Source organism: Corynebacterium sp. HMSC071F07 (assembly GCF_001810285.1).
In the GTDB taxonomy this organism is placed as follows: domain Bacteria; phylum Actinomycetota; class Actinomycetes; order Mycobacteriales; family Mycobacteriaceae; genus Corynebacterium; species Corynebacterium simulans.
Genome location: NZ_KV800694.1, coordinates 206,784 through 219,604 on the forward strand (window position 1 = coordinate 206,784; position 12,821 = coordinate 219,604).

Below are 12,821 nucleotides of genomic sequence, written 5' to 3' on the forward strand. Positions count from 1 at the left end.
TTTTCCGTCTCGGAATACTTTTGTTGCTTCCAATCGGACAGTGCGCCTCGGTAATCCTTCATGAGGCCGAGACGGGCGAGGGTTGCACGTGCTTCGGCGACGCGGACACTTTGGTCACCGACCTGCAGAACGCGATTCACACCTACCCCTTTTCTCGTGTTAAAACTGTGCGCCCTGTGACGCATGTGAATAAGGCTACCAGTTAAAGCTGCTTTTGAATTTGTGCCACGATGTCTGACTTGGAACGCAGGCCGACAAATTCGTCGACCTTCTCGCCGTTGCGGAAGATCAGCACAGAAGGAATCGACATGATCTGGAACATGCCGCCCAGAGTGCGCTCCTCGTCGACATTAACCTTTACGACGGAAACATCCTCGCCCAACTCGCTGGCAACTTCATCCAAAATCGGGGAAAGCTTCTTGCATGGACCACACCATTCAGCCCAGAAGTCCACGACGACAGGCTTGGAAGCCGAAGCCTCAACGACGTCAGTACGGAAAGTATCCGTGGTTACGCTTGTTACGTTGCTCATGATTATTAAACGCTTTCTGCGAGGAAGTGTTCCGCATCGATTGCTGCGCGGCAGCCGGAGCCTGCCGCAGTAATAGCCTGCTGGTAATGGTCATCAACCAAGTCGCCGCAGGCGAAGACGCCCGGCAGGTTGGTCTTGGTGGAAGGCTGCTCAACGACGACGTAGCCGCCCTCGTTGAGCTCAACCTGGCCTTCCAGGAAGGCGGAGCGTGGATCGTGGCCGATGGCAACGAACATCGCGGTGACGTCCAGTGTGGAGACCTCACCGGTGATGGCGTCCTTGATCTCCAGGCCGGCAACCTTGCCCTCGCCCTCGAGAACGCGCTCTACGGTCTTGTTGGTAGCCCACTTGATCTGTGGATTGGCCTTTGCGCGCTCCAGCATGATCTTGGAAGCTCGGAAGTTCTCGGAGCGGTGAATGATGGTTACGGTCTCTGCGAACTTGGTGAGGAAGGTTGCCTCTTCCATTGCAGAGTCACCACCGCCAACGACGGCGATGTTGTGGCCCTTGAAGAAGAAGCCGTCACAGGTAGCGCAGGCAGAAACGCCGCGGCCAGCTAGCTCGGCCTCACCCGGGATGCCCAGGTAACGCGGTGCTGCGCCGGTGGCAAGAATGACGGTTCGAGCTTCGAAGACCTCGTCTCCAACGTGCAGCTTCTTGATATTCCCTGCCAGCTCGACAGAGTCAACAACTTCCATGCGCAGGTCCGCGCCGAAGCGGATGGCCTGGGAACGCATTTCTTCCATGAGCTCTGGGCCCATGATGCCTTTCTGGAAGCCTGGGTAGTTCTCCACCTCGGTGGTGTTCATGAGTTCGCCGCCGTACTCGAAGCCCTCGAAGACGATCGGCTTCAGTTCAGCGCGTGCGGCGTAAAGCGCCGCGGTGTAACCGGCAGGGCCGGAGCCTACGATGGCGACATCGTGGACGGTCATTAAAAACTCCCTTGCAATGTTTTGCTGGATTAACCCCACAAATCCTACCCGCGCCATGGTTAAATTCGGGTATCAGAAACGGGGTTGATGCTTAAACGTGACCTGTCCTGCAACGCTAAATATCGCAGGCTTATTTCCTTATTTAGGCCATGGCCTTGCGTAACACGCTACGTGCGCGGGCTCTACGGGATTTGATAGTACCTGGCGCTACTCCCTGCGCTGCGGCGACTTCGGCGATGCCATAGCCTTCAATGTCGGTCCAATACAGGGCGTCGCGCTGGTCTTGGCGCAGCAGCTCTAGGGCTTCGCGGACTGCCAGTTTGTCATCCAAGAACTCGTTCGGGTTATGCGCAAGCAGATGGTTGCGGTCATCATCGATGAAGTCCACATCGAGAGAAGAATTTTGCTGGTTGGAGCGATGCTTAACGTAGTCATAACCACAATTCATGACCAGTCGATGCAGCCAAGTAGAAAGCGCTGACTTGCGCCGGTACTTGTGCAGATTGCAGCTGGCGCGAAGCAGGGCTTCCTGGACGACGTCCTGCGCATCGGTGTCGTTGTGCGTATAACGGCGCGCCACAGTTGTAAGGCGGGCGCGGTGCCTTTCTACTATGACGGAAAAGGCTTTGTTATCCCCCTCGATGAAAGCCTCAACCAATTCATGATCACTGCGTTCAGACATGTAGATTCCCCCCCGGATCAACAAGTATGTGAACCTGTTTTAACCGAGGGGAATCTAGTCGCGCTAGCGAACTGTGTCTTTCCTATTGACCACTTTTGACCCGCAGCGTGCGGCGCAAGTGATCCTGGCATTCGAGCAGCACGCGGCGCAGGGCACGTGGGCGCTCAATGCGCAGGAACTCGTCTGTCGCGGCGTCTGCCATAGGCAGCTCTGGGTAGAGCCCACGGACGAGACGGTTGGCGATTTCGATCGGATGCTCCTGCCAGATCTTGTCCAAGACCGTGAAGAACTCTTCGGCGAAAGGCTCGGTGAGCTGCTTCGAACGTGGCGCGTTGAAAGCGGCCAGCAGGGAATCGACCTCGGCATTCGAGTAAGCGCCAGGTCGCAGGACCATATCAAAGACCTCGCGCTTGTCCCCTGGGAAGGAACGGGATACGCCGAGGTACGCCGCTGCACCGGTCAGCGTGTTATCGCGCTGCTTTTCTTCTTCCAGCTCCTCCTTCGTCACTGCCTCACGGGCTGCGAGCGCACGCAGCGCGGCCCAGCGAATATCGGGATCCGTGGCGTCGTCAAGCACTGCACGCAGGCGCTCGTTGGTGTCCTTCGGGCTGTCACCGAGCGCCGCGATGGCCGCGCGCGTGAGCAGCAGGTGGGTATCGGTACCTTTTTCTGCGTCCTGCAGCAGCTGCCAAATGTGGTTGGCAAAGTCGGGTGATTCCGGCAGGTAATGGCTAACGGCGTACTGCGCATTGTTCAGGGCCGTGGCCAGCAGTGACGGTGACTCCCCTACTGCGTGCCGCAGTACGGTGTCGACGTAGTTTTGAGCCGGCCATTCGCCATCGCGCGTGAGGTTCCACAGGGAGGTCCAGATGACGGCGCGGGAAAGCTCATCCTCAATCGCAGAGAGCTTGTCTTGGATGGTGGCAAGCGAGGTTTCGTCGAAGCGCACCTTGGCATAGGTGTGGTCGCCATCGTTAAGCAGCAGCAATGCGGGTGCTGCCAGGCCAGAGGCGGCATCGACAATGGTGCGCGGGCCGGCGACATCGACGTCGAGGACCGCGTACTTGTTGAGATCGGCGTCGAAAAGCGCGGCGTTGAGGCGGTGCGGACGTGTCTCATCCTCGGCCTCGGCGAGCACGGCCAACTCCGTGATTTTTTCTCCTTCTACGTGCAGCTGCGGGGTCAGGGTGTCTGGACCCCAGGTCTTGAGCCATGCTGCAGACCACGCGTCGAGATCGCGCTCGGTGTGGTTTTTCAGCGCATCCAGGAGATCATCGAAGGTCGCAGCGCCGAAAGCATGGGCCTGGAAGTAGTCCTGCGCGCCCGCATAGAAGTTCTCACGGCCGACGTAGTGCACCAATTGCTTGAGTACGGAAGCGCCCTTGGCATAGGTGATGCCGTCGAAGTTTTGGCGCGCGGCATCCACGTCTGGGATATCGGCCTTGATGGGGTGCGTGGTGGGCAGCTGATCCTGCAGGTAAGCCCAGTTCTTGCGCTGGCCTGCGAAGTTCGCCCACGCCTCGGTGTATTCGGTGGCCTCGACGGAGGAATCCGCTCCCATGAACTCCGCGAATGACTCTTTGAGCCAGAGATCATCCCACCACTTCGGTGTCACGAGATCGCCGAACCACATGTGCGACATCTCGTGCAGGATCGTGTTGGTGCGGCCCGCATGCTGGGCACGGGTGGCCTGGGAGCGGAAGAGGTAGGTCTCGGGGAAGGTCACCAGGCCCGGATTCTCCATCGCACCCAGGTTGTACTCCGGCACAAAGATGGAATCGTACTTGCCCCACGGATACGGGAACTTGTACGCCTGGTGGAAGAAATCCATGCCTTGTGCAGTGATTTCTAGGATCTCATCGTCGAGGTACTGTTCCATCGACGCACGTGCGAAGGCGCGCAGCTGCGCGCTTAGGGTGCCATCCGGCGCGTTCCAAGTGCGCTGCTTGGACACGTAGGGCCCTGCGGCAAAGGAGGTCAGGTAGGTAGAAAGCAGCGGAGTGGATGCGAAGGTGACGCTCACGGAATCGCCGGACTCGCTGCGGTTTTCCTCCGGCTGGTTCGAAAGCAGCTGCCAGCCTGTTGGGCCGCTCAACGTTACCGTGAAATTCGCCTTGAGATCCGGCTGATCGAAGCATGGGAAGATGCGGCGGGCGTCGGAAGGCTCAAGGTGCGAGTAAAGGTAGGTATTCCCATCGGCCTGATCCTGCATGCGGTGCAGGCCCTGACCGGTGCGCGAATAGCGTGAGGAGCCCGTGATCTCCACGCTGATCTCCTCGCCTACCGGAAGATCGCGCAGGTAGATGCGCCCACCATCAAAGGTATTTTCCACCTCCGTGCCGTTTAGCCGCACGGAACGGACCTTATCGCCCAAGTAATCCACGAAGGTCTCAGGTGCGTTAGTCGTAAAGGTGATGCGGGAAGTTACCTCAAATGTCTCCGCCGAGGTAGGCGCGCTGTTGACATCAAGGTGCAAGTGATAAGCGGAAATCTGCAGCGCCGCACTGCGGGCCTGCGCTTCAGCCTGTGTGAGGTTCGCGGTTTTGCGGGAGGTCGTGTTAGCCATGTCGCTTATTTTAGGGATTGCCGTGCCCCGCGACTCCGTTTTTATCTGCTTGGTCTGATTGTTTCGGCTTGGCGGGTGCAAGGACCTTGTGGGGGAACCTTGCGGGAGAGCATTGTGGGCGCATGACTAAACCCCAACATCGACCGCACTTTGGGCGCGTTATCGGTGATGGGGTTTATGGCTGCTAGCCGGGCCAAATTTGGCCGCAAATTTCTTACTGCTTGATGGCGGAGATCTCGAGCTCGATCTTGATCTCCTCGGAGACCAGCACGCCGCCGGTCTTCAGCGGTGCGTTGAAGTCGATGCCGAAGTCGGTGCGGTTGATCTTGGTGGTTGCCTCGAAGCCGAAGCGGGTGTTGCCGAATGGATCCTCTGCCAGGCCCTCTGCCTCGACGTTCAGGGTGACCGGCTTGGTGGTGCCCTTGATGGGGAGGTCACCTGTAACGGTGCCGTTGCCAGTTTCGTCAACGTCAAAGGAGGTAGCGCTAAAGGTCAGCTCTGGGTACTGCTCGGCGCTGAAGAAGTCATCGCCCTTAACGTGTGCGTCGCGGTCCTCGTTGCCGGTGTTGATGGAAGCGGCCTTGATGGTGGCCTCCGCCTTGGAATCAGCGATGTTCTCAGCGACGGTGATGGTGCCCTCGAACTCGTCGAACTTGCCGCAGGTCTTGGTGACCATTGCGTGGCGAGCTACGAAGCCGATGGTGGAGTGTGCTGGGTCGATTGCGTAAGTGCCTGCGAACATGGTGTTCTCCTAAAAAGTTTCGCTTTTGTTGATGTGACAACATTGATTCTAGTTGTCGTCTTGAAATAGTCAACGGTTTAAGTAAAACTACTATTTTCAAAGACAAACGCCACCATGCCTAAGCAGGCATGATGGCGCTATTGAATCGTGAATAAAATTATGGCAATCCAACGACTTGCATCTCTGAGACGGCCGTCTTGCCGTCAAACATGATGAGCACGCCGTCGAAGCCCTCCTGGACCTTCTCTAATTCGATGTCCTGCTTGGAAGAGCTCAGCTTACCTTCGGCCAGCTCGGTGCCCTCCGGGTCCTGCGGATCGAAGTCGGCCATGTCGACGCCATAAATCGTGAACTTGTTTCCCGTGGCGCCGTACTGGCTCAGCTGCAGCACGTGCAACTGCGTTTTCTTCTCAAGGGTGACCAGCGCGCCTTCCTCCACGTTGACGCGGTCAGCTGTCTTGCCATCAATGAGCGCCTTCTGCGGCTTATTATCCGGAACCGTGAAGGCTTCCTTTTCCTTCAGCAACACGGGCGGCGTATTCGGGAAGCTCGTTACCGAAGTCGAAGGCTTCGACACTGGCGAGTCATCGCCCACCAGGGACATGATCCACGCCGTCAGCGCCGCCATCAACACCACGAAGACCGTGGCAAAGACGCCCAGCACAATCGCGCCCGATCCCGAGTAGCCGCGGCCGCCGAAGCCTGGGATGGCCTCTGGTTGTTCAACCTTTTCTTCCGGAACGTCGAGCTTGTGGACCTCAGGTGCTTCGCCCTCGCCTTCGAGCTCCGCGTCCTCCTTGGCGAACTCCTCAAGCTTCTGCGCGCGCTCGGCCAGTCCGTCTTCGGAATCGGCAATTTCTTGCAGCTCGCTGGAACCCGCGGCCTCGGTCAACAACGTGATCGTGGAGTTGATTCCATCGAGGTCGGTTTCTTCCGTGTTGCGCTCCAGCACAGCGGGGAAAGCCAGCTTTGCGACGCCGTCGGTACCGATCTGCACGCGGCTGCGGTTATCCAGACCCAACACCAAGCCGTTTTCGTGGGCCGTAGCGATATCAGCAACCAGCGGAGCCAGAGCACGTGCGACGGCCTTTGGATCCAGGTTGTGGTCTTCTGCAACCGTCTTCAACGGCGTGCCCTCAATCCAGTCAGCCACTACGAGGCAGCCCTGACGATAGGACAGGATCTTGATGTTTGATGCAATCGCCGAAAGATGAAGCTCGCTGAGCTTGCGGGTATTGCGGGAGATCTCAGCCGAGCGGCGGGCAGCTACCGCCGGGGTGGCCGGTGCCAGCGGAGCCTCACCAGTGGTGTCCACGAAAGTCAGAGAGACGAGCCTGCCAGAGGACTGTTCGCGGGCCTTCCAGAAGCGGGCACCGGGGACGGAGCCGTAGTCTTTCAACAAGCGGAAGCGGCCATCAGAGACCGGAGCGCCCGGCACCAGGCTCGGGCCGCGGACAATGCCAGCAGACATCGGTGGCGGAACCGGCGAGGAGTTGAATGCGTCTGCCGTGTAGACCGGCTGAATCTCTCGCACCTCCGGTTCTTCGATCTCGATGGCTTCGGCGTGCTCGATCTTGATGATCTTCGACATGCCCGGAATGCGCTGCAGCTGGCGGCCCAAGTTGATGACTTCTGGCAAGCCGGAACGCGAAAGCACGATGCCGGCCACGACCACGAATACAACGCCCAGAAACGCTACTTCGAGCAAGTAGACGATGGAAGGAATGCTGTCCGGCAAGACGCGGTTGAAGCACCAGTGGAGGGCGGTTGCTGCGAGCAAGCCAATGCCACCGGCCAGGGTGGACCAGATGACGGTGGTGCGCAGTTCGCGGCCGCCCAGGCTGCCCAGCTTGCGCTTAAGCAGGAAGCCGCCGATAACCGCACCGGAGAGGAAGCCGAAGCCGTTCGCGGTACCCAGCAGGATGACCACGCGGTCGGTGGAGTCAGCGACCATCGGAGCAAGCAGGGTCAGCGCAATCTTGGTGGCCGTAATGCCGGCGATGATGAAGGTCGGCGTCCAGGTTTCCTCACGGGCGTAGAAGACGCGCAGGTGCAACAGCACGAGCGCATAAGGAATGAGCGTGAACGCGGAGAAGCTAATAGTCAGGCCGAGCTGCTCTGCGCTCGATGCGCCATAAGCGCCGTATTGGAACAGCGCGCGGGCGATTGGAATACCGAAGCCGGTCATGAAGATGACGATCGGAATAAGAGCGATAAGCGTCAGCTTCGAACCCAGCGTGAGATCGCGCACCACGGCTTCGACATCGCCGTTCGCTGCGTTGCGCGAAAGCCGCGGCATGATGGCGGTCAGCAGCGTGACGCCGATGACGCCATAAGGCACCTGCAGCATTAGCCATGCGTTCTGATAGACCAACATCGCGCCGTGGTCGGCGTAGGAAGCCACCTGGGAAGTGACAATGTAGCCGGCCTGGGAAATGGCAACGTAGACAATAATCGCCAACGCCATTCCGCCGAACTGCTTGATGCGATGATCGATTCCCCACTTCGGGCGCAGATCGATCTTGGCCTTAACCAGATAGGGAACCAAGATGAGGCACTGGACTACCACGCCCAACGTGGTGCCCAAGCCAAGCAAGATGACGTGCTTATCTGTCACGGGGGAAGCTGCCGTCGGATCCAGCTCGCCCGGCAGCAAGCGGTACATCAACAGCACCGTAATGGAAATGACGTTGTTGATAACCGGCGCCCAAGCGCCCGGCCCGAATACATTTTTCGTATTCAGGATCGCCTGGAAGAGCGCGAATAGACCATAGAAGAGGATCTGTGGAAGCAACAGATACGCCATCGACGTGGCCTGGAAGGCATTAACTTTACTGTCTTCCGGGACCATCAATCTGGTAATCAGTGGCGCGAAAACGATCGACAAAATCGTCACCACCGCAAGTATCGACATCGCCAGGGTAAACAGCCTTCTCACGAAGGTTCTGCCGTTATCCGAGTCTTCCTTTTCGGCTCGAACCAAAACTGGAACCACCAAAGAAGTCAGCACGGCGCCCAGGACAATCTCAGTAATGAGGTTAGGGATCTGGTTTGCCGTACCGAAGGCAGTTCCGACTACTTCGCCGAGGGTTGCGCCAATGAGCATCTGACGCAGGAAGCCAGTGATGCGCGAAAATAGCGTGGCAATCGCCATGGTGCCTGTCGCGCGGACAATCGAGCTATTGGAGTCTGCCTCCTGCTCGTGGTGAGAGCCACGCAGCGTCGACTTGTCTTCTTCCGGAACGACCTGGACGGGTTCGATCCGTTTCTCCGGCACAGGTGCCGGTGGCGTCGGCGTCACGATGCGACGGCGGGAGCCATATTCATTAGTCATAAAAGGAACTAACTATCTCTTTTTCGAACTTTTCTTTTTCTACGGCCCAGCCGAAAGAGCAGGGTCAAAATGAGAGCAAGAGCGGCAATGGCGCCGACTCCGTACACGCTTACGATACCGGCACGAGTCTGAACAGCGATATTTATCGGCTCGGAGATGGTCTGCTGGTTAGGCGTGGCCAACCACAAGCTGATGTCTGTTCGGTCGACGTCCGGCATATCTGCGGTCATGGTTACCGTAATGGAACCCTTTGCTGGGATGCGCACGCGCGACGGAGTGTTGAGAGATGCGTCGTCGGACTCATAGATAAGCGAGGCGTCGACAGGCAGCGGCAGTCCATTTTCCGCCACGATGAGCAGCGGCGATGAATCCGAGACGCGGGTATAGACGTTGCCCGGTGGGATCAGCGACACCGAAGAACGCAGAGTGCGCAGCATCTCAGATTGCTTGGACAGGCGGTAATCAAAGTCCCGGGACAGCGCCAACAGCAGGTCGCGGCGCAGCGGCAGCGTAAACTCATAGCGCGTCATCGCAATCGCCGGGTCGTTGACCATGATGTTGGTCAGCGCATCCGTATAACGCGCCTGCTGCTCCACGCGCACGATATCCGTGTCGCTGTAGGCATTTTCATCCTCATAAGGCGAGCCCGACGGGCGTTCAGTCTCCTCCAACGGCAGCTGCGTCACTGGGCGCGGCTGCACCTTGTCATGCTCGATGAGCCGCGCCGCGGTCTCGAGCACCTTCTGGCCTTTTTCCGGGCTCAGGTTATTGGGCAGCTTGGCCACCACATCTTCTTCACTTGCCGCAATGCTTAGCGATGCCGCGCTGCTCAGCGCCTCAGCCAGCGCAGAGTTCTCTGCCTCATCGTGGCGCAGATACGGGTTGCCGTAGCCCGCCTTCGGATCCAGAAGCGCTCCCAGCGAGGCGTTGAAAGTTGCAGCTTTACCAGACCAGCCGGTGTTATCGGCCACCAGAGCCGGGCGTGAAAACTCCTGGGTGACATACCCGGCGTCGGGAAGCAGCAGCGTCGACGTCGGCTTGCCCAGCAGATCATCGAAGTGGCGGTCGATCGCCTCATTAGTCAAGAACTGATTATTAATGTGGGCTACCGCATTGATATCGGTGTTGCCCCACGGCAGCGCCATCGTGCAATCGATCTGCTTGAGGCGCTCAATCCACGCCTTCGCATCCGCGGAACCGCTGCCCTTCTCGCCGCGCTCTTCGGATTTATCCCTAAACCAAGAGTCGCGCAGGCGTTTGGGGCGCTCCGCAATTGAAGGACGCGTGGAATTGACCGTATAACCATCGGCCATGCGGTTCACCGTATCCACCAGCGCAGGATCCAAAGCCACGCAGCCCGCACCCTTTAAATCATGATCCAGGTAGGAGTCCAGCAACTTATCCAGCCGGCCGCCCTCACGCAGCTCTTCGGCCAGATGATCATCGCTCAAGATGAGGGACTCTCCCCCGGTCTCACCAGGCACGATGTTTATGTCCGCGGTGATCGGGTAGATCAGCGTCAGGGCGTGACGATTTTCCACCGGCGCATTGAAATCAAAGATCATGCGCTCCTCGGCAAAGCTATTGGCTTGCCCATCCTGGGTACCCGTCAGCGTGAAAAGCAGCGGGGAATTGCCCGGCTCCGTCATTGCGAGCGTGGGCTCCTGCCCCAAAGAAAGCGGTGCTTTGATCGTCACTTCCTTGGTATCCCCTGGGCCAATGCTGCCTGCGCTTGTCGACGCCCCGTAGTACGGGTAGGTGCCCGCCGCCAGCTCTTCCTGGGCCTGCGCAGTGGTCGAAATGGCATCGCTGCGCCGACTCGTTATCTGCAGATCCTCGATCTCTTCTTCCGTCGGATTATGGATCCGGAAGGTCGCGGACATGACTCCGTCTTCGGTTGACTCGGTGAGCATGTCGAAGTCGAGCGTGCCCGACGACGTGGTCTGCGTGGTCTGCGCCTGCGCAGGAATCGGGGCAGCCAATGCTCCCGCGAGGATCAGTGCTGCCAGCCGCTTCACCGTGGGGTCGCCTTTCCTGCGGCGGCTTCCTTTCGGGCCAGATCCGGCAGCAGATCGTGCGCGATGCGCGCCAGCTTGCGTTCATCGGCATAAGCCAGGTGCTCGATGAGCTCCGAGACCGGGATCCAGGAGACCTCGGTGACTTCTGGGTCCTCGTCGTTCAAGACGCCGTCGACAAAGCGCAGCAGGTGGTGATGCACCGTCTTGTGGATGCGCACGCCCTCAGAGACGAACCAGTAATCAATCATTCCAAGATCCGCGAAGACCTTGCCGTGAATACCCGTTTCTTCCCAGACCTCACGCTCAGCGGTGACGTTTTTGTCCTCGCCGTTTTCCACGTGCCCCTTCGGCATGGACCACAGCAGGCGGCCGCGGCGGTCGAGGCGCCCGATGAGCGCCACATAGATACGGGACAGATCTACCTGGTCCCCATCGACGGCTTCGGCGAGTCCGGACACGACAAGTCCGCCTGCGGAAGTCTCGTCACGCGTGGTCATGTGCGTGGCGGAGCTGCGCTGGGGGCGTCTTTCCGGACGGCGGCGGCGACGCCGTCTGCCCGAGCCTTGTTCGTGCTTAGTCATCCTGGTTAATCGTAGTAGACTCACACCCGTGAATTTTCAGGACACTCAGCTAAACGGCGTTGAAAAGACTCTAGCCTCGCTCAGTGGCCTCGCAGAGCAATTTCGTGTTCGCGGAAACCGGCTCTATCTAGTCGGCGGCTCTGTGCGTGACGCGTTGTTGTCGCGCCTCGGCCACGATCTTGACTTCACCACGGATGCGCGTCCCGAGGTGGTCCAGGAGATCTTGGAAGGCTGGGCCGAAAAGGTCTGGGATACCGGCATCGACTTCGGCACTGTATCGGCCGTCTATAAAGGCCAGCAGATCGAGATCACCACTTTCCGCTCCGATTCCTATGATGGGGATTCCCGTAACCCCGAGGTAGTCTTCGGCGACACCCTCGAAGGCGATCTGGTCCGCCGCGACTTCAAGGTCAACGCTATGGCCATCGAGCTCAAGGAAGATGGATTTGAGTTCCACGACCCGATGGGTGGCCTAAGCGATCTGCAAAACAAGATCCTCGATACTCCTGATAAACCGGAGATCTCTTTCCACGATGACCCGCTGCGGATGCTGCGTGCTGCGCGCTTTGCCTCGCAGCTGGAATTCCAGGTGGCAGATCGCGTCAAGGCCGCGATGGAAGAAATGGCCGGCGAGATCCGCCGTATCACCGTCGAACGCGTGCAGGTAGAGCTGGATAAGCTGATCCTGGGCAAGCGCCCGGAAACGGGCATTGACCTGCTCGTTGATACCGGAATCCTAGATCATGTTTTCCCCGAGATCCCGGCGTTGCGTATGGCGCCCGATGAGCATGCACAGCACAAGGACGTCTATGTCCACTCGCTGACCGTGCTGCGGCAGGCCATCGATCAGGAGGAAGAGCCGGACCTTATCCTGCGCTGGGCAGCCTTGCTTCACGACGTCGGCAAGCCCGATACCCGAGATACCACCAACGGCAAGGTGACCTTCCATCACCACGAGGTCGTCGGCGCGAAGCTGGTGCGCAAGCGCCTGCGCAAGTTGAAGTACCCCAAGGCCACCACCGAGGCCATCGGCCAGCTGGTCTACCTGCACATGCGCTTCCATGGCTTTGGTGAAGGCCAATGGACCGACTCCGCCGTGCGCCGCTACGTCACCGACGCGGGCGATCTCCTTCCTCGCCTGCACAAGATCGTGCGCGCCGATTGCACTACCCGCAACGAAAAGAAGGCTCGCCGCCTGCAGCGCACTTACGATCACTTGGAAGAACGCATCGCGGAGATCGCTAAGAAGGAAGATCTGGCCAAGGTGCGTCCGGATCTCGACGGCAACGAGATCATGGAGATCCTCGGCCTGCAGCCCGGGCCGGAGGTTGGCCAAGCTTGGTCTTATCTTAAGGAATTGCGCTTGGAGGAAGGCCCGCTGGGGCGCGAGGTTGCTATTGCGAAGCTGCGTCAGTGGTGGGAGTCTAGGTAAGT

The 12,821-nt window shown here is 59.0% G+C and carries 9 protein-coding genes and 1 pseudogene; 1 reads left to right on the forward strand and 9 read right to left on the reverse strand.

Annotation, left to right across the window (positions count from 1 at the left end; genetic code table 11):
- From HMPREF2724_RS13065 to HMPREF2724_RS02735, 9 genes and pseudogenes are all read right to left on the reverse strand, one after another.
- Nucleotides 1–140: pseudogene (locus tag HMPREF2724_RS13065) on the reverse strand (N-acetylmuramoyl-L-alanine amidase); the annotation flags it as partial.
- A gap of 62 nt (nt 141–202) precedes the next feature.
- Entirely contained in the window at nt 203–532 is a 330-nt protein-coding gene (trxA, locus tag HMPREF2724_RS02700; protein ID WP_070432478.1) for a thioredoxin, read from the reverse strand.
- A 5-nt stretch (nt 533–537) separates the two neighbouring features.
- A complete protein-coding gene (trxB, locus tag HMPREF2724_RS02705) occupies nt 538–1,464 on the reverse strand; it encodes a thioredoxin-disulfide reductase (RefSeq protein ID WP_062036520.1) in 927 nt (308 codons plus the stop codon).
- Between the two features lie 142 nt (nt 1,465–1,606).
- Complete coding sequence (locus HMPREF2724_RS02710; RefSeq protein WP_062036523.1) at nt 1,607–2,146, reverse strand: sigma-70 family RNA polymerase sigma factor; 540 nt, start codon at nt 2,144–2,146, stop codon at nt 1,607–1,609.
- An 82-nt stretch (nt 2,147–2,228) separates the two neighbouring features.
- On the reverse strand, nt 2,229–4,712 hold the full coding sequence (gene pepN, locus HMPREF2724_RS02715) for an aminopeptidase N (protein WP_070586998.1): 2,484 nt from the start codon (nt 4,710–4,712) through the stop codon (nt 2,229–2,231).
- Nucleotides 4,713–4,926: 214 nt separating this feature from the next.
- Nucleotides 4,927–5,454, reverse strand: coding sequence for a YceI family protein (locus tag HMPREF2724_RS02720; protein WP_070587000.1), 528 nt, complete (start codon nt 5,452–5,454; stop codon nt 4,927–4,929).
- Nucleotides 5,455–5,611: 157 nt separating this feature from the next.
- Nucleotides 5,612–8,788 (reverse strand): murein biosynthesis integral membrane protein MurJ, encoded by a 3,177-nt coding sequence (gene murJ / locus HMPREF2724_RS02725; RefSeq protein WP_070587002.1) that lies wholly within the window; start codon nt 8,786–8,788, stop codon nt 5,612–5,614.
- Between the two features lie 8 nt (nt 8,789–8,796).
- Complete coding sequence (locus tag HMPREF2724_RS02730) at nt 8,797–10,806, reverse strand: DUF6049 family protein (protein WP_070587005.1); 2,010 nt, start codon at nt 10,804–10,806, stop codon at nt 8,797–8,799.
- Complete coding sequence (locus HMPREF2724_RS02735) at nt 10,803–11,387, reverse strand: NUDIX hydrolase (protein ID WP_061925480.1); 585 nt, start codon at nt 11,385–11,387, stop codon at nt 10,803–10,805. Before HMPREF2724_RS02735 ends, HMPREF2724_RS02730 begins: the two co-directional genes overlap by 4 nt.
- Before the next feature lie 28 nt (nt 11,388–11,415).
- On the opposite strand from HMPREF2724_RS02735, the gene HMPREF2724_RS02740 reads away from it, so the two are divergent.
- On the forward strand, nt 11,416–12,819 hold the full coding sequence (locus HMPREF2724_RS02740; protein WP_061925477.1) for a CCA tRNA nucleotidyltransferase: 1,404 nt from the start codon (nt 11,416–11,418) through the stop codon (nt 12,817–12,819).
- The last annotated feature ends 2 nt before the right edge of the window (nt 12,820–12,821 follow it).